The organism is Labilibaculum sp., assembly GCF_963664555.1.
Lineage (GTDB): Bacteria > Bacteroidota > Bacteroidia > Bacteroidales > Marinifilaceae > Labilibaculum.
Genome location: NZ_OY761461.1, coordinates 4,313,775 through 4,336,167 on the forward strand (window position 1 = coordinate 4,313,775; position 22,393 = coordinate 4,336,167).

Genomic DNA, 22,393 nt, shown 5'->3' on the forward strand with positions numbered 1-22,393 from the left:
ATTCTTTTTCAGATTTGGTTCGACAAACGAAATTAGCAATTTCCAACAAAAAACCCCATCCTTTCAAGATGGGGTTTAAAAATATTTAAGATTTAACTACTTTGTCTTTTTATTTGCAGGATGTCCTACATGAGTCATTGCACATCGGAATCCAATATCGTCACGCGCTTCTTTCTGATTTAAAAAGCGACGCGAACCCGGTGACATCCAGTAAGCACGATCTTTCCATGAACCTCCTTTGTATACCCGGGAATCATCAGTTATCATAGAACTAAAATCGCTTCCGTTCTGACCTCTGCCCTGAACATACATACGACTAGAACCTGCAGCCTGATGTTCCGGATTATTCCATGTATAATCTGAAACGATACTTGATTCAACATCACCATCCCGATAATTTCTATTATCCGCAGTTTTGTAATTCTCACGGCCTACCAACTCCTCATCTTTCTGATTTCTGTAACGAATTCTTCCTAAGCTATCTTTCTCTGCAATATTTCCTTCTTCATCTCTAACAGCAGTTTTAAAAACATTTCCTCTGTAAGGATTAAATTCCGAAATATCTTCAGGCGACATAGGACGATAAACATCAGCAACCCATTCGCTTACATTACCTGCCATACAGTACAATCCAAAATCGTTAGGCCAGAATGAATTTACAGGAACCGTAATATCACCTGCATCATTTAATGCTCCAGCTGTTCCCATGTAATCACCACGTCCACGTGCAAAGTTAGCCATCATCTGACCGCGATCTTTTTTCTGATCATTTCTAACCCAATGCCCGTTCCATGGGAAAATTTTACGGTCAGTAATTCTTTCATCCTGTGAATTTCCAATTAAAGCAGCCGCAGCATATTCCCACTCTGCTTCGGAAGGAAGACGATATTTAGGAAGCAACATACCGTCACTCCATCGAACCGATCTTTCTTCGTTATCCGGATTTAAATCCGTAAGATTCTTATTCACAGCACCTTCGTACTGCCCAGCCAAATAAGCTTCAGTATTGAAATTATTTTCATCCCGTTGAGTAGGATCATTATTCAAAATTCCTTTATCAATAAGAATTCTTTCATTTACACGATCGGTACGCCATTCGCAAAAATCAACTGCTTGTTCCCAACTTACCCCAACTACAGGATATTCTCCATAAGCTGGATGACGAAGGTAATTATTTACGTAAGGCTCGTTGTAAGCAAGTTCATCACGCCAAACTAAAGTATCGGGTAATGCCTTTCTGTAAACCTCTGGGTAAGAAACAAATACTCTCTTAATCCAATGTAAGTACTCTAAATAATCAACATTTCGAACCTCTGTCTCATCAATATAAAAAGAAGGAACTGTAACTCTTCTTGGAACATTGTTCCAATCATACATCACGTCCTGTTGTGTTCTTCCCATAGTAAATGTACCACCCTGAATAAATTTCAGACCAGGACCAGTTTCTTGCTGAAAACCGCTATGATATTCAAAACCTCCATTCTCAGGCTCGTTATAAGCCCAACCTGTGGTTTTAGATTTTTCTCCCTTTCCTACAAGATTTTTCACTTTCGAACATGATGGTAATATCATCAGTGAAATTGCAAAAACAAAGAGAATAATGCTCGATTTTAATTTCATAATAGATTGAATGTAGTTTATCTCAAAAAATACTTAACTCAACAAATATAACTAAAAGAGTACAGAGTTTATTGTATTTAATTTTACTTTTTTACAAAATCATTTAACATTTAAAACGAATAATTCAGTTCAAAAAAATCATTGATCACATACAGAATAAGCACTTGAACATCTCTATTAACCTAACTGTCTGATACAAAACAAATTTAAAAAAACATACGCTTTGATCCCAAAGAAAAGTCTTCCCTTTATCTTAATATCTTTTCTCGACTTTGTCTTAAGTTTTGCTTATTTTGCATACCCGAAATTCTCACAAATTGCCAATTTGTTTAATCTAGATGTAAAATACCTGTAATAATTTATGCGCTATCTGATAATATTACTTTTCTCCATTATAAGTGTTAGTTCATTTTCACAAACTACAACTCCAATTAATTTGGATTGGACAGAAAGTTTAATTGCCTATCCCACAGGAGAAAAAATTAACACCCTAACTTTTACAGGAGCTTCTTTAGATGCGAACAACTTTTGGTTGCCAGAATATTCATACCTTCAATTAACAGGTTCAACCAACGATTTATTCACAGTTGAGTTACTTGATACGGAATTTAAATTATTAAGTTCCGCTGAAAGGCAGATTTTACGAAATAAAACAATCCCCAACACAATAAAACCTTCAATTAACACAGTTGTTATTCGAAAACAAAATTACCAACAAGTTAAATTTACGCCCATACGGAAGAATCCTTTAACAGGCCAACTCGAAAAATTGATTCGATTCTCACTGAAATTTCAGAAAAAAAGTCAGATTAAATCAACAAAGCAAAGCAAATCTTACGTCAACAGCTCTGTTCTTCAATCCGGAAAATGGGTGAAAATTGCAATTGACACCACTGCTGTGCATAAGATTACCTATTCCCAATTAATCGAAATGGGTATTTCCAATCCTGAAAATATCCGGATCTATGGTTCTGGAGGTGGAATGCTTCCAAAGATGAACAACGAAGATAGCCTGGATGATTTGCCAAACAATCCCATTTACATGGATAAAGGAAGTGATGGCATTTTTAATTCAGGTGATTTCATCCTCTTTTATGCCAAAGGACCAAGATCGTGGAGATTTGATAAAACTGCCGGGGAATTCGTTCATGAAAATCATTTGTATTCCAAATTTTCACATTATTTTCTTAGCTCCGACATGGGAAGTCCGACTCTCATTCAATCGGCAACATCCTTACCTTCATCAAATATAAATGTTACCGGATTTGATGATTACGCTGTATTTGATCAAGACAATATTAATCTTTTGGAGAGTGGCAGACTTTGGCTCGGAAATACTTTTGATGTTACAACAAATTATTCTTTCAATTTTTCATTCCCAAACCTAAAAACAAGCGAACCTCTTTCAATTAGTACAAATTTGGTGGCCAGATCATCTTCCGCAACAAAATTCAGCCTGCTTTCCGGAACGAATTCAATTGGAGAAGTAGAAATTCCATCGGTTAATACGGGAAGCTATACAGCCAGTTATGCATCAAGTATCGAAAAGAAATTTATAAATTTCACTCCTTCCTCGGCTAATTTCGAATTGAGCCTGGATTATGCAAAAAGCTCTCCTTCGTCGAAAGGATGGTTAAACTTTCTTCGGGTAAATGTCAGACGAAATTTGATTTTCACCAACAATCAAATGGCATTTAGGGATTCAAAAACCATTGGTGCAGGCAACAATGCATTATTTTCTCTTCAAAATACAAATGACAAAATTCAAATTTGGGATGTCACCTCTCCTCAATCTGCAAAAATTATATCTGCTAATTACAGTAACAATAAAACATCTTTTATTGCAGATGCCAGTTCTTTAAAAGAATATGTTGCCTTTGACCACAATGGTTATTTCCCAACACCAATTAATATTGGATCGGTTAAAAATCAAAATTTGCATGCTTTGGCTCAAACAGATATGATTATCCTGAGTCCTCCCAAATTTTTATCTTATGCGGTTCAAATAGCCGATTTTCACAGAACCAAAGACAATTTAAAAGTAAGTATTATTGATCCGGAGGAAATCTACAATGAATTCTCATCTGGTTCTTCAGATGTTAGTGCCATTCGAAATTTCGTAAAAATGTTTTACGACCGATCAACAAGTGAATTAGATATGCCAAAATACCTTTTACTATTTGGTGATGGCTCATTTGATAATAAATCTGACCGCGAAAACAATACAAACCAGGTTCTTACCTATCAATCAGAAAATTCTTTAAGTCCAACTCAATCTTTTGTTACCGATGATTTCTTCGGACTGCTTGATGATGATGAAGGCGAGGCAACTGGTATGGTAGATATAGGCATTGGGCGTTTCCCTGTAAACACAGCCGAAGAAGCACAAATTGTTACCAGTAAAATTTTAAACTACAACAATTCAGAATGGGGTGATTGGAGAAGCATGATTTGTTTTATTGGGGACGATGAAGACAATAATACGCACATGAGGGATGCCAATAAATTAGCTGTGCAGGTAGAAACTGACTATCCTCAATTTAAAATACAAAGAATTTTCCTTGATGATTATGAACAAATAACAAGTTCTGCCGGACAGGAATATCCTGATGTCAATCTGGCAATCGGCGAAAGCATAAACAAAGGAAGCCTGCTTATGAACTATACCGGGCATGGAAATGAGAACGGACTGGCACATGAACACATTCTAATGCTCGACGATATTCTAAGTTGGAAAAATCCGACAAAACTTCCTCTATTCATGACTGCTACCTGTGAATTTAGTCGTTTTGATAATTACAAAAAACTCTCTTCAGGCGAAATGATTCTTCTTCGCGGCAACGGCGGAGGCATCGGTTTATTTACGACAACCCGACTGGTATTTTCATCACCAAATTTCAGTTTGAATCAAAATTTTTATCATCACGTATTTGACATGAATTCTGAAGGTAAGCATCTTCGGCTGGGAGACATTATGAGAAAAACGAAAAATGAAACCGGATCTGGAATCAATAAAAGGAATTTCACACTTCTAGGTGATCCGGCTCTGACATTAAATTATCCTAAATATACAGCCAGAACCATTCAAATAAATGATGTAGACATCAGCCAAGCAACAGATACCTTAAAAGCATTAAGTAAGGTTCATATTTCCGGTGATATAATTGCAAATACCGGTGAAATTTTAAATGATTTTTCAGGAACTGTTTATCCAACAATATACGATAAAGCAACAACGAAATCGACACGCGGAAATGATGGCGAACCATTTGAATACACAACTCAAAACAGTGTCCTTTTCAAAGGAAAAGCCAGTGTTACCGATGGAAATTTCAATTTTAACTTTCTCGTACCTAAAGATATTAACTACCAATATGGAAATGGGAAAATCTCCTACTATGCAAACAGCATGAATTCAGATGCAGCAGGATACTCCAATCGTATTGTGGTGGGAGGTACAAATCCAAATGCGGATGAAGATAAAATTGGTCCTGAAATTGAACTTTATATGGACGACGAACAATTTACTTCAGGCGGTCTGACAAGCTCATCCCCTCTTTTATTAGCAATCGTTCAGGATTCCAGCGGGATAAATACCGTTGGGAATTCCATTGGGCATGATATTATTGCCATTCTCGATCAAAAAACAGATCAGCCATATAAACTTAACGATTCCTATGAGTCAGACCTGGATAATTATCAAAAAGGAAAAATAAGTTACCGTCTTTTAGATTTAGAAACAGGCGAACATGAAATTCAGATTAAAGTTTGGGACAACGCAAATAATTCATCAGAAAATATGATTGATTTTATTGTTGCTGATAATGCCGATCTTATTTTAAAGCACGTACTAAATTATCCAAACCCTTTTACAACGAGTACTGGTTTTTATTTTGAACACAATCAAGCCTCCAGAAATCTTGATGTTTTAATTCAAATACTCACCATATCAGGAAAATTAATTAAGACTATTGAAACCACAATAAATTCAACCGCAAATCGTGTTGGTCCTATTCAGTGGGATGGAAAAGACGATTTTGGCAATTCCATTGGTCGTGGAGTTTACTTCTATCGTGTAAAAGTTAGAGCCGATGATGGAAAAGTTGTGAATAAATTTCAAAAATTAGTAATCCTAAAATAATAAAAACCAGATTTAACAGTTTATTGAATATATTTGCAGACCATTATATTAAATTATTATGAATTACAGACTAACTCTAATCACAAGTCTTTTATCCATTTTGCTATTCTCAAACATGGAAACAAGTTGGGCGCAAACCTCAACATCGGGAGCTAATTACATTTCAACAGCTGTTCCCTTCTTAACAATTACTCCCGATTCCCGTGCAGGTGCGATGGGTGATGTTGGTGTGGCTACATCGCCTGATGCTAACTCGATGCATTGGAATCCTGCCAAATTTGCCCAGATTGAAGGCAACTACGGAGTTGCAGCATCTTACACTCCTTGGTTAAGAGATTTAGTTGATGATATGAGCCTTGCTTATTTAACCGGATACTATCGTCTGGATAAAAATCAAGTTATTGCTTCCTCTCTTCGATATTTTACTTTAGGAGAAATCATCTTTTTGGAAAGCGAACAGGCAACACCGGTCTCAAGAAACCCAAATGAATGGGCTTTTGACATTGCCTACTCAAGAAGATTAACCGATAATTTATCAGGAGCTATTGCATTCAGATACATCCGTTCAGATCTTACACAAGCTCAATATGTTGCAGGAGTCGAAACGCAAGCCGGCAATGCTTTCGCCACGGATATTTCGGTTTACTACCAAAAAGAATTTAAAAGAAACCGAAAAGAAATACTTTGGTCTTGGGGGCTTAATATTTCAAACATCGGTTCAAAAATCAGTTATACAACAGACGATGAGAAGGAGTTTATTCCTACAAACCTGAGATTTGGGTCTGCTCTTAAATTTGAATTGGATAATTACAATTCATTAACTATTGCTGCCGATTTCAATAAATTATTAGTTCCAACTCCTGCTAATGGCTCTCTTCAAGATGGTGAAGATAACGGAACTGTTATAGTTGGCGGGCAATCATCCAACAAATCGGTCATGAGCGGCATTTTCGGATCTTTTTCTGATGCTCCAGGAGGAATGAGTGAGGAATTTAAAGAAATTACATGGTCGCTTGGTCTTGAATATTGGTATCAAAAACAATTTGCATTGCGCACAGGTTACTATTACGAACACGAAGAAAAAGGAAACAGAAAATATTTCACTGCCGGATTGGGAGTAAAACTAAACATGTTTGATTTGGACTTCTCTTACTTGATTCCTTCAACACAAAATAATCCGTTAAAAAACACTTTACGTTTTACCCTTACAGCTAATATTGATAAAATTATTAAATAAATGAAAATTAGAGTAGGATTTGGGTACGACGTTCATCAATTAGCCGAAGGAGAAGAATTTTGGCTGGGGGGAATAAAATTAACTCATAGTAAGGGGTGCGTTGCCCATTCGGATGGAGATGTATTGATTCATGCTATTTGTGACGCTCTGCTTGGTGCTGCCAACCTGCGTGATATTGGATATCATTTTCCGGATACATCCAGTGACTTTAAGAACATTGACAGTAAAATACTTTTGAAAAAAACGGTTAAGCTAATTGCCCAGAAGGGATTTTCAATTGGAAATATTGATGCAACAATAGCACTGCAACAACCCAAAATTAAACCCATCATTCCTGAAATGCAAAAAGTACTTTCGGATGTAATGGAGATTGATTTGGAAGATTTAGCAATAAAAGCAACAACAACAGAAAAATTGGGTTTTATCGGTACTGAAGACGGCATTGCCGCTTATGCCACAGTTTTAATCCAAAAATAGGTATACTCAGTAGTTTTAATTAGTTAAAAACCTTCCATGAAATAATTTCAGGAAGGTTTTTTCACATAAAATAAAATCTATCTTATCGCTTACTCCTCTTTGATAATTTCTCCATTTTACTATATTTGTTGTATATAGATATATAAATACTTAAACCACTCCACAATGAGAAAAACAGTTGTTATTGGTGCCAGCTTAAACGAGGAAAGATATTCAAATCAATGTGTGCGTTTGCTGCGTGAGCATGATATCGAGACCATTGCTGTTGGAAACAAAGAAGGCAAAATTGCCGACGTTGAAATTAATGTAGGTCGTCCGTATGAAAAAAAAGTTGAAACGGTTGCTGTTTATCTTTCTCCAAAAAATCAAGAAACTTATTACGATTACATAATAGGTTTAAAACCTGAAAGAATTCTATTCCCTCCGGGAACAGAAAATCCGGAATTTTACCGCAAAGCAAATGCCTTAGGCATAGAAACAGAAGAAGCCTGTCCTCTGGTAATGCTTCGCACTGGAGTTTATTAACCGAATAATTGATGTAAAGAGACGCTATACTTTGGCGTCTCTAATTAAAAAGGAGCAGATAAGGACGTCTGATCTCCTCTTCAACTTGAGATACTCCTATTGATCGACTTCGACGTAAAACTTCTTTTCCATCCAGATACACCAATAAACTAGGATTGGTGTATAAGCCTAATTGTGCTGCAATCTCAGGTTGTTGTAAATTATCAACATGAAAAGCTTTCAATTTTGGAAACTGTTCCTGCATCATGCATTTAAGTTTAGGTGATAATACCTCGCATACTCCACAAAAAGGCGCCGAAAAGTAAATGTAAAATGATTCCTTTTTCTGTTTTAGCGTTTCCAATTCAGTCAGTGATAAGTTCATAACGCAAGTTCCGTTTTAAGATAGATACCAAAATTAATAAAAACACGGGGAAGATTTCTTAGGATGCAGACAATTCGTACAACTTCAACAAAAATATTCACATCAAAAAAAGCTGTTTCAAAAAAATGAAACAGCTTTTGTTATGATATTAAGAATTGTACTATTCTTTTTTACGAGTTCTTCTTTTTGGCTTTTCAGCTTGTTCTGCTTTCTCTGCTTCCTCCATGCTATTGTCATAATCAACAATAAAACGATCTACCAAAATACGTCCGCAATATTCACAAACGATAATCTTTTTACGAGAACGGATATCCATTTGACGCTGAGGTGGAATCTTATTAAAACAACCACCACATGCATCACGTTCAACAGTTACAACAGCAAGACCATTTCTTGCATTTGAACGAATTCGTGCATAAGCTGTAAGCAATCTTGGCTCTATTTTTTTTCGATACAAAGCAGAAGAAGCAACCAATTTTTCTTCTTCAATTTGAGTTTCTGATACAATTGCATCAAGCTCACTTTTTTTGCCTTCTAAATCAGCTTTCTTCTCAGCAAAAACTTTATCTGAGTTTTCAATTACAGCTTTTTTAGCCGCAATTTCCGAAGTAAATTCTTTAATTCTCTTTTCGCACAATTCAATTTCTAAATTTTGAAATTCAATTTCTTTTGAAATAGAATCAAATTCACGATTGTTACGAACATTCATTTGTTGAGCTTCATACTTTTTAATAAGTAATCCTGCTTCTTTAATTTCTTGTTTTTTCTTCGCAACAGTTTCAACTAAATCTTTTACCTCATTATTTAGGTTGGCAATCCTAGTATCAAGACCTGCGATTTCATCTTCCAAATCCTGAACTTCTAACGGAAGCTCTCCCCTTAGCGTTCTAATCTGGTCTACTTCAGAATCAACACATTGCATTTCGTACATTGTGCGCAATTTATCTTCTACTGAAATATCCTTAAAATCTGAAGCCTTTGGATCTTGTGTAGTCATATGTTTTACAAATAATTTATTGGATTCGAATTTATCTCTGAAATATAAACCGCAAAGTTAGGGAATTTTTTTGTAACAATCTCATAAAAAATATCTCTTGTAAATTGTTCACTTTCGTAATGTCCTATATCGGCAATTATTATTCTGCCTTCGGCATCAAAAAACTCATGATATTTAAAATCTCCTGACACAAAAACATCCGCTTTCTGGTTGATAGCCTTATGTAACAATGAGCTTCCACTCCCACCACATACTGCAACGGTTTTAATTTTTCTCTTACTAATCTGAGTGTGTTTTACGCATGCCGATCCGAATATTTCCTTTATCCTACTTAAGAAGAAAAGTGGCTCTTCGGGTACTGCAAGTTCTCCAATCATGCCCAATCCTACCTGCTTGTTATCATTTTCGAGTTGATAAATATCAAAAGCAACTTCTTCGTAAGGATGATTTTTTAGAAGTGCCGAACATATTTTTCTCTTTAAATGCTTTGGGAAAATAGTTTCGATACGAACTTCAGGTTCTAAATGCACTTTCCCTTTTTCACCCACAAACGGATCTGTATTCTCACCGCCTCTAAAGCTACCTGTTCCTTCAACAGTGTAACTGCAAGAATCATAATTGCCTATGCTTCCGGCTCCCGCCTCGAACAAAGCATCTCTAATTTTTTGAGCAAACTTATTTGGTACAAATGTTACCAACTTAAACAGATCTTCGTTTACCGGAGATAAAATCCTCCTGTTTTGAAGTCCGATTAAATCGCAAATTCGATCGCTGACACCACCTTTCACCGAATCTAAATTGGTGTGGGCAGCATAAATAGAAATATTATTTTGAATGGCAAGAATTACTGTTCTTTCGACATAATTACTCCCATTAAAGCGTTTTAACCCTTTAAAAACGATAGGATGATGAGCAATAATTAAATTTACTCCTTTCCTAATAGCCTCTTCAACTACACTTTCTACAACATCCAAACAAATAAGAACACCGGTAACATCTGAATCATAACTACCAACCAGCAAGCCTGAATTATCATACGATTCCTGATAAGTCAAAGGAGCCATCTCCTCGATAGATGAAACAATATCTCTTACTTTCAATTTTAATGAAATTTACTAATTACAATTCGTCCTTAATCTCAAGAAGAAGACCTTTAATTTCCTGTAAACGGGTAACAACAGCGAAATTATTCTCAGTATCTTCCTTATTTTCTTTCAACTTAAGCTGAGCTCCTTTAAGAGTCATCCCTCTTTCTTTTACTAAATGAAATATCAAATGAAAATTTTCAATATCCACACGTGTAAAAAACCGATTTCCCTTCTTATTCTTTTTAGGTTTTATAATATCAAATTCCTTTTCCCAAAATCGAATCAAAGAGGTATTTACCTGAAACATATCAGCTACTTCGCCAATGGCATAATATAGTTTTTCGATTTTTTTTTCTTTGTAAGGCACCGATGTTACGATTTAAATTTCACAAGCCAAATAAATTGTATAGAAATGAACCGATTGGGACAATTTATTATCTAAAGTAACAAATAAAATGGCACGAAATAATATTTTCCGTGCCACTTTTTTATGCTTTCCTATTTTCTTTCGATAGAACTAATCCATTGTTTGACCAGTGTTGGCCGCGTAAGCAACCATACTATCATACTCATCGGCTGTTAAATCATTAAAATAATAGTTGATCGGATCTATCGTCTTATTATTCTTCCTTACTTCATAATGGATGTGGGGTCCTGTTGATGAACCAGTATTCCCAAGGAAGGCAATAACTTCACCACGTCTTACTTTTTGCCCCTTTTTAACATTATACCCGTCAAGATGAGCATATACCGTTTTATATCCAAAGCCATGGTCAATAACAACCTTCTTTCCATATCCCCTTTCCGTGTTCTTATATACAACCACACCATCACCAGTTGCATATATTGGCGTTCCAATGGTTCCATTAAAATCCATTCCATCATGGAATTTACGGGTTTTATAAATTGGATGAATCCTCCATCCGTAACCTGATGAAATTCTTCCAAAATCTTTTATGGCAATAGGCATAATAGCAGGAATAGATGCAAGCATTTTAAACTTGTTCTTTACCATTACTTCAACGTCATCGTAAGATTTGGTCTGAACATACATCGATTTGGCAATACGATCGATCTTTTTATTGGTAGAAATAACCAATTCTGAATTTTCCAGATTCTCCAAATTACTGTACCGGTTTACACCTCCATACCCGGCTTTTCGAATATTTGAATGAATCGGTTCAGCCTCAAAAATTACACGATAAATATTATCATCCCGTTGCTCCAGATCCGTTAAAACGTTTTGAAGTTTTACCAATTCAGAATTAAGACGAGTGTATTGTGCAACTAATTGCTGATTTTCACGAATGAGAGATCTCTCTTTTGGGGATCCGAAAAAATAGAACAATACCACAACCATTACAATGGCAAGGACTGAACTTGAAGCCATGTGCTTAAGAACGTTAATTATTTTCGTCTTAAAATTGGCCTCTACTTTTTCGTAACTAATAGACTCTGGGTTAAACTGATACTTAGTCTTCGCCATGTAATAATTTTAGATTTATTTTACAGAAAAAAGCCCAAACTTTTTTCCTCCATAGCTAACAAAATTAAGGAAATAATCTAACTTTGCAAGCTAAGTACATAAATCAGATTGATATAAAACATAATAGCACATGAATTCTAACGAAATCAGACAGGCATTTTTGGATTTCTTTGCCTCAAAACAACATAAGACTGTTTCTTCGGCACCAATGGTTATTAAAGATGATCCAACTTTGATGTTTACCAATGCAGGAATGAATCAATTTAAAGATCTTTTTTTAGGTAACGCACCAATTAAATACAAACGAATTGCCAACTCTCAAAAGTGCCTGCGAGTTTCGGGAAAACACAATGATCTAGAAGAAGTTGGTCACGACACCTACCATCATACCATGTTTGAAATGTTGGGCAACTGGTCATTTGGTGATTACTTTAAAGAAGATGCCATCAATTGGGCATGGGAACTTCTAACTGATGTATTCAAACTGCCGCAAGATAGATTGTACGCTTCTGTTTTTGAAGGAAGTGATGATGATAAATTAGGCCGTGATGATGAAGCTGCTGAATTATGGGCTAAATTTCTTCCTGCCGAACAAATTATAAACGGAAATAAAAAAGACAATTTCTGGGAAATGGGAGATACAGGGCCATGTGGTCCTTGTTCTGAAATTCATATCGATTTACGCAGTGATGAAGAACGCAAACTGGTTGCCGGTCGTGATTTGGTAAATAAAGATCACCCGCAGGTAATTGAAATTTGGAATCTTGTATTCATGCAATACAATCGCAAAGCGGATAGCTCACTGGAAGCTTTGCCTCATCAGCATGTTGATACAGGAATGGGTTTTGAGCGTTTGTGCATGGCTATGCAGGGAAAAACATCAAATTACGATACTGATGTATTCCAGCCAATTATTCAGACTATCGCGAAAATGAGCGCCAAGGAATATGGCAAAAATGAGGAAATTGATATTGCATTAAGAGTAATTGCCGACCACATCAGAACCATCGCTTTTGCAATTACCGACGGACAATTACCATCGAATAACAAAGCAGGATATGTAATCCGAAGAATTTTGAGAAGAGCTGTTCGTTACGGATATACTTTTCTTGAATTCAAGGAGCCATTTATGTATCGTTTAATTCCGGTACTAATTGAAGTAATGGGAAAACATTTCCCGGAACTAATTAAGCAACAGAACTTAATCGAAAAGGTAGTAATGGAAGAGGAAAACTCTTTTTTACGAACTCTTGAAAACGGAATTCGCCTTTTGGATCAGATTATTTATAAAACAAAATCAGAAAACTACAAAGTTGTATCAGGTAAGGTGGCTTTTGAATTGTACGACACCTATGGTTTTCCTTTGGATTTAACTGAATTGATTTTGAAAGAAAATGATTTGGTTGCGAACCGCAGGGAATTTAATGAAGAAATGGAAGCCCAGAAGAATCGTTCACGTTCTGCAACTGCTGTTGATACAGGCGATTGGGTTGAGATTTTAAAAGATGATGTAGAAGAATTTATTGGTTACGATTACCTGACTACTGATGTAAGAATTACCCGTTACCGTAAAATTTCTTCAAAAGATAAAGACCAATATCAAATGGTTTTCAATATTACTCCTTTTTATGGTGAAAGTGGCGGACAAGTTGGAGATACCGGCTACATTGAAGCAAATGGAGAAAAAATATCTATCATTGATACAAAAAAGGAACATGGATTAATTGTTCATTTTGCAAAAGAATTACCGAAAGATCCGACTGTTGTATTTAAGGCTGTAGTTAGCGAGAGCAACAGAACTCTAATTGCAAATAACCATACAGCAACTCACCTAATGCACCTCGCACTTCGTGAAGTATTGGGAGAGCATGTAGAACAAAAAGGATCTCTTGTTAATGCTGATCATTTGCGTTTCGACTTCTCGCATTTTCAGAAACTTACCGAGGAAGAAATTGCTAAAGTAGAAGAAATCGTGAATGTTAAAATCCGTGAGAATATTTCAATCGAAATAAAGAACAACATCCCCATGGCTGAAGCCGTAAACCTTGGAGCAATGGCTTTATTTGGTGAAAAATACGGTGATTTGGTTCGTGTTATTAAATTTAATGATTCAGTAGAACTTTGTGGAGGAACACATGTGAAAGCTACTGGTCAAATTGGATATTTCAAAATTACATCGGAAAGTGCAATTGCTGCCGGTGTTAGAAGAATTGAAGCAATTACAGCTGTAAAGGCTGAACAATTCATCAATGATAAGTTAAATACCCTAAAAGAAATTGAACGCATCTTTAAATCAAATCAGAACCTGATTAAGAACATTACTGATTTAATGAATGAGAATTCAGGCTTGAAAAAAGATCTGGATGGTTTCATAAAAGACCGTTTGAAAATCGTTAAGAATGATTTGAAAGGAAATATCTCGGTAACGAATGATGTTAATATTATTGCTGAACCAATTGCCGTTACCAGTGCTGGTGACATTAAAGATATCGCATTCCAACTAAAAGGAGAAGTAGACAATCTTGTATTTATTTCGGGTGCGGATTTGGATGGAAAAGCAAACATCACCATCATGTTCTCGGATAATCTGGTAAAAGAATACGATTTAAATGCCGGAGCCATTATTCGTGAAGCGGCCAAAGAAATTAAAGGTGGCGGAGGTGGACAAGCTTTCTTCGCATCAGCTGGTGGTAAAGATCCTCAGGGACTGGAAAAAGCCATTGAAGTTGCCAAGAAAATGGTTCTTCACAAGATTGAAGGATAATTACAAGTCATAATAAAAGAAAACGCCGTTTCAATTGAAACGGCGTTTTCTTTTACAGTTACTAATCTGTTAGGGAGTCTGACTGTAAGTATGAACGCTAAACTGAGCTGAGGGCAGATAATTTACACCAAACCAGCAGATCAGTAAAATAACAAAGGCTAAAGCCAATATCCACAAAGAAGATTTGTATTTTGCCGGCATTTGAAACCGACGATGAATATAGACCAAATAACCCAACCAGGTAATAAATGCCCAGGTTTCCTTCGGATCCCATGTCCAATAGTGTCCCCAAGCTTCTTTTGCCCACAATGCTCCGAAAAGCAAGCCCAGCGTTAGGAAAGCAAAACCTAAGTACACCAAATTATCGGCCATCAGCATAATTTGGGGCTGAAGCCGTCCTTTGTATTCCTGATACAATCCCCGAACGGCTACCAAGGAAGATGCTGCCAAAAATGCATAAGCAAAAATATAGACTACTACGTGTGGCACAAACCATGGGCTTTGCAATGCAGGCATTAAAGTTTTAGAAAAATTTTCGGGATGCATGTAGTTGATAAAAAGAAATAGCAAGGACAAAGCCAGACTGTAATACAACATCCAGTTGTAACGCCAGTGCCAATAGGTTAAAAAACCAATTACAGGCAAAAAGAATGCATACCACAAACGGGTTTCACCCAATGTTCGTAATGGAGGTCGTTCCAAACTAATCCATAAAAATCCTATAAAAAAGGCAATGCCTGCAATTCCCAACAGTACCAATCCATTTCTAATTAATTCCCGTTTGGGAAGAAAAGAGGCCAACAACCAGGTACTTGCACTAAGGCCTGCTGCCAATAAAAAATGATTCCAAATCATTAGTCAAAACTTTAAATGCAACTATTAAAAACAAACTCTAATTTGAAACACTTCTGTGTATTTCCTCATTTTTCACTTTATTGCCACGCCAAAACATATATACCGAACCAATCATCATCATAAAAACACCAATATAAACAAATACCTGCCAAGGATCTTTCACTACCTCTACAATGCTTTTGGTGGAGTAAATTCCCATTTTCTCATCGTAGCTAAGTTGATAAATTTTCCATCCGTTCACGGTAAATGATTTGTTCACCTCCAAAGTTTGTTCCTGCCTTTTTCCATCGGGAGTAAAAATGCTGACTTCCGATGAGAATCTTTTAGGTTCCGGCACAGTCATCAATAATGAAAACCTGTCATCAATCTTTAATGACTCGTGAGGCCTGTTAAAACTGCCGCAACTGATCCAGCCTGAGATCGTATCTCTGCCTGAAGAAATGACTCTCACCTTCGCCGCCGGAGCTGCTCCTAAATCAACAAGAGAATAGTACCTATCTCCTGCCCGACCCGATGTCACAAAAAATTCATCAACAATAATCTCCCAATCGTTAAGCTTACAGTTTAAATCATTTTCTATCATGATCATGGAAGGCTTGGTTGCTTCGTATAAGTTTCCTGTAGTGTTATCAACAACCGCCAATTTCGGATGAAATTCTTCAATTTTAAAATCGTTCAGTTTAATCGCCAATGGCAACTCAAAATAATTTCCTTTGTCATCGTAAGCTCTTCCTTCAATACGATTTTCATTTAAATCCATGCGAAGACGCTGCAAATCACCCGAACCTAAACCTGCTGCAAAAACAGTTATCCAAAGTCCTAAATGACTACATATAAATCCCCAGTTTTTCCATTTCAACGGAAATAGTTTTCGAACTACTACCATTCCTAAAATAAAGAGTAAATACAAATTGATGAACAAGAACGGAATGGAAGTTGTCAATCGATTAAAACCAAGGCTTGTTACAATTCCCTTGTTCTCCATAGGAATTTGGGGAGTAATCCCCATAATCACCACCAAAATACTTAAGCCGGCAATTGCCCCGATTGATGCAGAAATCCCGGAAAGGAATTTGAATATTGGTTTCTTCCTTATCAAGACATAAACAAGAGCAATCAATAAAATATACACAGTTCCAAGAATCATATTTTGAGGAAATAAGATGGAACCAAAAGAAGCACTCCCAACAGTAAATTCCAGAGTAAATCCGATAAGGAGCAAACCAAATGTCATTAAAAAGCTCTCAGAATATCCCCAGGGGGATTGCCATAAGGGTTTTGTATTTTTAGTCATATTGATTTAGGCAGATTAAAAAAATGATTTTATGCTTAAAATGATTTGAACCTGAGACCAATCCAATTTTTCTAAATAGTCATCCCTTAAAAAGCCAGATATTTTGAGAGTTTGATTTTTGAAAATAATTGCATCCAAAGATTTAGTTTTAAAAAAGACACAAAGGATTTGCTCTTTAATTCTATTGAGCATTTTCTTTAGATTAAACCCAGTTCCGGCAAAAATTGTATTTAATTGATTACCTAGAACGCCTTTTAGATAATTCCTTAACATTCTGTGATCTTGCTTAATATGTCCAATAACCGGTTCTATTCCAGCTCTGGATCTAAAACGTTTCCTTGCTTTTTGTTTTTCATACTGAGTCGTTTCTCTTTTAGGAACAGAAGGTGATATTATTTCAGTACCATTGATCTTCTTTTTCCCTCTGTATCCTCTGTCTACAATCCCTATTTTTGGACAACTTCCTGTTAAATATTCTGTTTGTTTTAAATGTTCTTCTAGAGTGTGCCCATCGTAAGGATTATTTTCAAAGGCAATAGCGCCGACTACTATTTTTGTGGTTTTGGTCAAAACAAACCCAGTCTTGTTTCCAAACTCAAATTTCTTTGCTTCTTTTCCTTTAGCAATACAGCGAGTCTCAGGTTCATGGATACTGTAAATCTTGTTCTTATCTCCTTTTTGTTGCGTTAAGATTTTATCGAGAATGATAAATAATTCCTGATATCTCTTTTGTTGAGATGTGGTGAATTGTCTTTGGATATCTCTGACCTGGCGACCTGCAATAGTCTTGATTTTTCGTAATGCAGCTTTGGCTTTCTTTCTTCTTTTTGGATGATTATGAAAACGTTGGTCTATCATCAACTGCTTTAAGGTTCGGGTATAAGTTTGGCGTAATGTGATTCCTTCTTGTTTGGCTATCTTGTTTACTTTCTCAATTATACGCTTGTGTAGTTTTGCGTCGGTTGGGTAAGTGATATTCTTCTCTTGTACCGTACTGTCAATTAATACTTCTTTTTCCTGAGCTTCTTTGCCAAATAACTGAATTGATATTTTCAATAATATTTCTGCTCCTTCTTTCCCAATACGGTTTCTAAAATGTATAAACTCGGTTGGATCAAAAGGCTTTTGTGTTTGAAAAACTTTCTCCCCACTAAAATACTGCCAATAGGGATTTTCAATCCATCTGTCAACGATGGACTCATCACTTAAATTATAAATGTGTTTCAACAGAAGCAACCCTACCATTCTTCGGATTGGAACAGATGGACGTCCGATTTCGGAAAAATAAACAGAGAATTCCATTTCTATTGAATCCCAGTCAATTCGCCTTGATAAAATACACAATTCATGCTCTAAATTGATGAATCGTTCCAGTGGTGTGTCAAAAATACTTAATTGAGGTGTATTGTCCTGTTTTCCAACCATATCTGCAAGATTTTCAACTAAGATACTTATTTGCTTGCAGATTTAAGTAGGGAATAAAAAAGTTTATCAGTTGATTATCAATATTCTGGAATCTTTTTAAGGGATGACTAAATATAAAAATTATGCCGTCCATTTTGGACGGCACACTTAATTAAAAGATTTATTTAGATTACATTTTAACCTGATATGTATTTTCGCGTTCCTTCGCTTTTTTCTCCCACTCAGGAACCATAGTTTTCAAGAACTCTTGTTTTTCCTGATTTAACTTATCAATATCAAGACCAATAAATTTCTGTGCTTTTGCTTTCGTTGCGATATCCGGATAAGCTATCTCTTCGTTGAATCCGTATTTAGCGAAAAGTCTTGCCAAAGTAATACGAGCTTCCTGAGCACGAACGATACCTGTAGAAATTACACGTCCAATTTCTGTTGGGGCATGAAAAGATCCTCCATGAGAAGCGGCAGCATAATCCCAACGCCATTGAGCGTGACGAATATCCATCAATACAGATTTCATCTCAGCTTCGCTGGCACCTAACTCCCATGCTTTTGCCGCTTCAACATGAGCACGAACCAACAACTCTTCTAAATTGTCACGGTTTCCGATAATTTGATCCTGACGGGTATACACATTCTGAATCAACTTATCTGTCTCTTCGCGGTGACAAACCTGACATGAATTGGCTACATTGTTTAAAGGAGACTGTATGTGGTGATCTGTAAATTTTTGTCCACCTTCCGATTTGTAAGGCATATGACAGTCAGCACAAGAAACACCACGATCGGCATGAATTCCCTTCATATAAATTTCATATCCCGGATGCTGAGCTTTCAACATTGGCGCTTTACTCAATTTATGAGTCCAGTCACTAAATTCAATTTCATCGTAATACTCTTCCATTGCCTCTACACTAGTTCCTTTATCCCAAGGTAAAGTTAGATAATTAGCTCCTTCAACACGTTTCTTATCGAAGTAATACTCAACGTGACACTGAGCACATACTAAAGAACGCATTTCCTGATGAGTTGCTTTGTTGATATCCTTTCCCTGACGGTCGAATGCTTCAATTAAAGCCGGGCGGGAAATTCTTAGATTCATAGTTTCAGCATCGTGACAATCAGCACATCCGATAGGATTTACTATTTCGTGTCCTTTGCCTGCCCATTTTCCTTTGTAAAACTCTGCAACCCCTATTTCATTCATCAAACGAGGTACATCGGGTGATTTACATGTCCAGCAAGTTGCGGGCATAGGTCCGTCGTTTTCATCTTTTGGCCCCCCTGTACGCAATGTATTTCGAATATCTTCAATTGCATAATAATGACCACGACCTTGATTGTAGTCTTTCGAGAAACCGTATCCAGCCCAAAGTACAACTAGTCTAGGATCAACTTCTAACATGTCGATCATAGCACTGCCATTGTATTTACTGCGGAATGTGGTATCAGCTGTTTTGTAATAAGATTCAAATTCTCTTGGGAAATTCTCACCCCAAACTTCGTTACGTGGCTCCCACTGATCGTGCTTAACTTGTGGCGTATAAGCAAATACCGATTCTGCTCTACGTTCCATTATTGATGAAGCTAACAATCCAAGCAGAAATACAACCACCAATGTTACCAGGAAGATAGCCCATCCCAACAATGGCTTTTTGCCTATAGATTCTTGTATTGGTTTCATATGCTTTATGATTTAGGTTTTATTTATTTTTTAATTTTGATTCTTTCATATATTCCTGCAACCAATCCGGTACTGGACTTTCAGGTAGTGGTACTCTGGCATTTGGAACGCTCGACAGACTGTTTACCCGTCCGTGAGGCACCTCTCTGTGACATTCCCAACATACACGATCCTGTGTGTTGTGAGCATGCATGGGTAACTGTGCGGCTAGCTTTGGATCAGTCAGTGTTTGACTGTGGCAACGAATGCAATTGTTGTGAACCACCTTCTTGCCTTCCTCCAAAATAAAGATTACTTCCGGTTCCATTCGCAAGGCAAACATACTTGCATGCCGCAAGCCATCTTTGGCCTTAAAGAAGTACTTGTTAAACACATTATTGTGCGGAACATGACAATCGTTACAAGTAGCAACTTCGCGATGGGAACTGTGCTGGTATGTAGCAAATTGCGGTGCCATAACATGACAGTTCACACAGGTCTCCGGATTGTCGGACAGATATGATGCCGCCTTTGAAAGGTAAAGTACATAAAAGCCAAGTCCGACAAATATTCCCAAAGACACCAAAACCGGTAGTTTCCATTGTGGAGGTGGTGTTAGAAATTTGAATAGTTTTCTCATTAGCAAATGTTTTGATGTATAGGATTTTCTTTTTGCGCTATCTTTTCAAAAAATCAGGAGTGAAAACGAGCATTACCCATCCCCAGTTCTGAGTTTCATCTTTGTCACCACCTTTTAATACCTGCATTGAATCGGCAGCGAACATGTGAGAATAACCAGCCTTAAACAGTACATTTTCAGAATATTTGTAGCCAACTGAAAGATCAACTTCAGTACCTAAATACTTATCCTGCTTATCTGCTCCGCTGTATAAATCGGCTTGTGTTGAAAACAAGTGAATCGCCGTGGCAAAAGAAAATTTATCCTTTCCATAATTTATTCCGCCATAAATATCCTGCAAACCAACACTTCCAACATGGTTTCCAACATAGAAATAATCCATATGACCATTGAATTTATGGTTGGTTCCAAACAAGGGAGTAAATGACTCATAATCCGAATTAGCTCCCGCGTTTGAATCCGTACCCGAAAGCACTTCAACACCGGCATTACCTTTCCAACCTGCACCAATAGGGAAATTCATTCCCAAATTAAACATATGTGCGCTTACATCTTTACCCGAAGCATGTTCCCCTGTTTGCGCATACAATGATCCAGTTAAAGAAAGCTTACCCGGACGATAATTCAGTATTGTTCCAAAAGTCTGATTGTATCTTGACTCGAGATCAGCCACACCAACTCCTGCATTCACATCTACCTGAACACCAACATTCATGAATAACAAACTAAAATCAAACTTGTCAGCTTTTCGGTGATACCATGCAAACTGCATGTTCTTGTAATTTGTAGTATACAATGTCTTTTTAAGAGCTTCTGAGTCGTTATTTACAGCTAAACCAAAATGAAATTGACCGTTTTCATCTGTTTTAAACTTTAACAAAGCCAAATCGTGACTTCGGGCCTGTTGCGCCCAACCTACATTCCCTAAAATTCTTGAATCATCATAAACCAACTCCTGACGGCCCACTTTTAGGGATAAACTTTCATTAAAAATTATTTCACCCCATGCCTCATGAAGCATCAATTGATTTTTATCAGACATATTCAATTGAGCCACATCTCCCCAAACTCTTACATCCTGCAGGGATAATCCTACACGAAATTTTGAATCGTTGTAATTTAAATTAAGACGTGTACGTTGAGAGGTAAAAAGAGCGGCTTCATCGGTTGAATTAAATAATGATTTTAACCCATGGCGATACTCTGTACGTGGACGAAGTTCCCCCTTGAAAGTTAACTGTGCCATTGATAGCATAGGCACCAATCCCAAAAACAGGATTAAGAATAGGCGAAATAGTTTTTTCATAGTTTTGGATAGATTATCAATTTAAAAAACTGTGTTTCAACACAGTTGTTACATAGATTATAATACAATACTAACCAGATTAATGTTTTAATTCAAGATTAAAAGATTATTTAAATTTATTATATTTAAATTTTAATACCTTTTTATCTTCTATTATTCTTGATATTCAAGCTTTTCATATTGATGAAGACAAATGGAATAAATATGTAATTTATCATTGATCTTAATAAACACAATTATTATTTTATTTTATATGCAATATTTACTGAAGCATTACAGATATTTATCTACTATAACAAAGACAAATATCAGAACCCCGAAAAGAGATGATCTTAGTCACAACAAGTTACACGATTTGCATGAGAAAATGTATTATAATGTGCACGATAAGTGCAATTTGAGATATTTTGTAATTATAAAGAAAAGCGTATCTTGAACTCCCATATTCGGAAACTGACGAAACATAAGACTTTCATCCGAATGACAATAAAATTCTTTAAACGAAATAAAATTT

Annotated in this window: 17 protein-coding genes; 5 read left to right on the forward strand and 12 right to left on the reverse strand. The window is 36.4% G+C overall.

All coding sequences use genetic code 11. The features are described from left to right. Positions 1-96: 96 nt before the first annotated feature. A complete protein-coding gene (gene gldJ / locus ACKU4N_RS16955; protein WP_321318359.1) occupies positions 97-1,620 on the reverse strand; it encodes a gliding motility lipoprotein GldJ in 1,524 nt (507 codons plus the stop codon). A gap of 361 nt (positions 1,621-1,981) precedes the next feature. On the opposite strand from gldJ, the gene porU reads away from it, so the two are divergent. The 4 genes from porU (at position 1,982) to ACKU4N_RS16975 (ending at position 8,000) form a co-directional block, all read left to right on the forward strand. Continuing rightward, on the forward strand, positions 1,982-5,761 hold the full coding sequence (porU, locus tag ACKU4N_RS16960) for a type IX secretion system sortase PorU (protein ID WP_321318360.1): 3,780 nt from the start codon (positions 1,982-1,984) through the stop codon (positions 5,759-5,761). Positions 5,762-5,819: 58 nt separating this feature from the next. Next, entirely contained in the window at positions 5,820-6,998 is a 1,179-nt protein-coding gene (gene porV / locus ACKU4N_RS16965) for a type IX secretion system outer membrane channel protein PorV (RefSeq protein WP_321318361.1), read from the forward strand. Then, on the forward strand, positions 6,999-7,475 hold the full coding sequence (gene ispF, locus ACKU4N_RS16970; protein ID WP_321318362.1) for a 2-C-methyl-D-erythritol 2,4-cyclodiphosphate synthase: 477 nt from the start codon (positions 6,999-7,001) through the stop codon (positions 7,473-7,475). Positions 7,476-7,640: 165 nt separating this feature from the next. Then, on the forward strand, positions 7,641-8,000 hold the full coding sequence (locus ACKU4N_RS16975; protein ID WP_321318364.1) for a CoA-binding protein: 360 nt from the start codon (positions 7,641-7,643) through the stop codon (positions 7,998-8,000). Between the two features lie 40 nt (positions 8,001-8,040). On the opposite strand, the gene ACKU4N_RS16980 is transcribed toward ACKU4N_RS16975, so the two are convergent. The 5 genes from ACKU4N_RS16980 to ACKU4N_RS17000 all read right to left on the reverse strand — a co-directional run bounded on the left by ACKU4N_RS16980 (position 8,041) and on the right by ACKU4N_RS17000 (position 11,935). Further along, positions 8,041-8,364: a thioredoxin family protein gene (locus ACKU4N_RS16980; protein WP_321318366.1), complete on the reverse strand. Its 324-nt coding sequence runs from the start codon at positions 8,362-8,364 to the stop codon at positions 8,041-8,043. 160 nt (positions 8,365-8,524) lie between these two features. Further along, complete coding sequence (locus ACKU4N_RS16985; RefSeq protein ID WP_321318367.1) at positions 8,525-9,361, reverse strand: zinc ribbon domain-containing protein; 837 nt, start codon at positions 9,359-9,361, stop codon at positions 8,525-8,527. Positions 9,362-9,366: 5 nt separating this feature from the next. Then, positions 9,367-10,461 carry a Nif3-like dinuclear metal center hexameric protein gene (locus ACKU4N_RS16990; RefSeq protein ID WP_321318369.1) on the reverse strand — a complete coding sequence of 365 codons (1,095 nt, stop codon included), beginning with the start codon at positions 10,459-10,461 and terminating at the stop codon, positions 9,367-9,369. Between the two features lie 19 nt (positions 10,462-10,480). Then, positions 10,481-10,816 carry a MerR family transcriptional regulator gene (locus ACKU4N_RS16995; protein WP_321318371.1) on the reverse strand — a complete coding sequence of 112 codons (336 nt, stop codon included), beginning with the start codon at positions 10,814-10,816 and terminating at the stop codon, positions 10,481-10,483. Positions 10,817-10,966: 150 nt separating this feature from the next. Then, positions 10,967-11,935, reverse strand: a complete 969-nt coding sequence (locus ACKU4N_RS17000) for a M23 family metallopeptidase (protein ID WP_321318372.1) — start codon at positions 11,933-11,935, stop codon at positions 10,967-10,969. Positions 11,936-12,065: 130 nt separating this feature from the next. Here ACKU4N_RS17000 and alaS point away from each other — a divergent pair, with 130 nt between their 5' ends. Next, positions 12,066-14,699 (forward strand): alanine--tRNA ligase, encoded by a 2,634-nt coding sequence (gene alaS / locus ACKU4N_RS17005; RefSeq protein WP_321318374.1) that lies wholly within the window; start codon positions 12,066-12,068, stop codon positions 14,697-14,699. A 69-nt stretch (positions 14,700-14,768) separates the two neighbouring features. Here the strand turns inward: alaS and ccsA are convergent, their stop codons facing one another. The 6 genes from ccsA to ACKU4N_RS17035 all read right to left on the reverse strand — a co-directional run bounded on the left by ccsA (position 14,769) and on the right by ACKU4N_RS17035 (position 21,879). Continuing rightward, entirely contained in the window at positions 14,769-15,554 is a 786-nt protein-coding gene (gene ccsA, locus ACKU4N_RS17010) for a cytochrome c biogenesis protein CcsA (protein ID WP_321318376.1), read from the reverse strand. Positions 15,555-15,591: 37 nt separating this feature from the next. Then, complete coding sequence (locus tag ACKU4N_RS17015; protein ID WP_321318378.1) at positions 15,592-16,848, reverse strand: cytochrome c biogenesis ResB family protein; 1,257 nt, start codon at positions 16,846-16,848, stop codon at positions 15,592-15,594. 15 nt (positions 16,849-16,863) lie between these two features. Beyond that, positions 16,864-18,273 carry an IS5 family transposase gene (locus ACKU4N_RS17020; protein WP_321318379.1) on the reverse strand — a complete coding sequence of 470 codons (1,410 nt, stop codon included), beginning with the start codon at positions 18,271-18,273 and terminating at the stop codon, positions 16,864-16,866. A gap of 169 nt (positions 18,274-18,442) precedes the next feature. Continuing rightward, positions 18,443-19,954: an ammonia-forming cytochrome c nitrite reductase gene (gene nrfA / locus ACKU4N_RS17025; protein ID WP_321318381.1), complete on the reverse strand. Its 1,512-nt coding sequence runs from the start codon at positions 19,952-19,954 to the stop codon at positions 18,443-18,445. 19 nt (positions 19,955-19,973) lie between these two features. Then, a complete protein-coding gene (gene nrfH, locus ACKU4N_RS17030) occupies positions 19,974-20,573 on the reverse strand; it encodes a cytochrome c nitrite reductase small subunit (protein WP_321318383.1) in 600 nt (199 codons plus the stop codon). 37 nt (positions 20,574-20,610) lie between these two features. After that, a complete protein-coding gene (locus ACKU4N_RS17035; protein WP_321318385.1) occupies positions 20,611-21,879 on the reverse strand; it encodes an alginate export family protein in 1,269 nt (422 codons plus the stop codon). Positions 21,880-22,393 lie beyond the last annotated feature (514 nt).

Bases quoted from the DNA above. Each gene is read 5' to 3' on its own strand.
- porU (WP_321318360.1), top strand. From the start codon at position 1,982: ATGCGCTATCTGATAATATTACTTTTCTCCATTATAAGTGTTAGTTCA.
- alaS (WP_321318374.1), top strand. From the start codon at position 12,066: ATGAATTCTAACGAAATCAGACAGGCATTTTTGGATTTCTTTGCCTCA.
- ACKU4N_RS17000 (WP_321318372.1), bottom strand. From the start codon at position 11,935: ATGGCGAAGACTAAGTATCAGTTTAACCCAGAGTCTATTAGTTACGAA.
- ACKU4N_RS17015 (WP_321318378.1), bottom strand. From the start codon at position 16,848: ATGACTAAAAATACAAAACCCTTATGGCAATCCCCCTGGGGATATTCT.
- gldJ (WP_321318359.1), bottom strand. From the start codon at position 1,620: ATGAAATTAAAATCGAGCATTATTCTCTTTGTTTTTGCAATTTCACTG.
- ACKU4N_RS16980 (WP_321318366.1), bottom strand. From the start codon at position 8,364: ATGAACTTATCACTGACTGAATTGGAAACGCTAAAACAGAAAAAGGAA.
- nrfA (WP_321318381.1), bottom strand. From the start codon at position 19,954: ATGAAACCAATACAAGAATCTATAGGCAAAAAGCCATTGTTGGGATGG.
- ACKU4N_RS16975 (WP_321318364.1), top strand. From the start codon at position 7,641: ATGAGAAAAACAGTTGTTATTGGTGCCAGCTTAAACGAGGAAAGATAT.
- ACKU4N_RS16985 (WP_321318367.1), bottom strand. From the start codon at position 9,361: ATGACTACACAAGATCCAAAGGCTTCAGATTTTAAGGATATTTCAGTA.
- porV (WP_321318361.1), top strand. From the start codon at position 5,820: ATGAATTACAGACTAACTCTAATCACAAGTCTTTTATCCATTTTGCTA.
- nrfH (WP_321318383.1), bottom strand. From the start codon at position 20,573: ATGAGAAAACTATTCAAATTTCTAACACCACCTCCACAATGGAAACTA.
- ACKU4N_RS17035 (WP_321318385.1), bottom strand. From the start codon at position 21,879: ATGAAAAAACTATTTCGCCTATTCTTAATCCTGTTTTTGGGATTGGTG.
- ccsA (WP_321318376.1), bottom strand. From the start codon at position 15,554: ATGATTTGGAATCATTTTTTATTGGCAGCAGGCCTTAGTGCAAGTACC.
- ispF (WP_321318362.1), top strand. From the start codon at position 6,999: ATGAAAATTAGAGTAGGATTTGGGTACGACGTTCATCAATTAGCCGAA.
- ACKU4N_RS17020 (WP_321318379.1), bottom strand. From the start codon at position 18,273: ATGGTTGGAAAACAGGACAATACACCTCAATTAAGTATTTTTGACACA.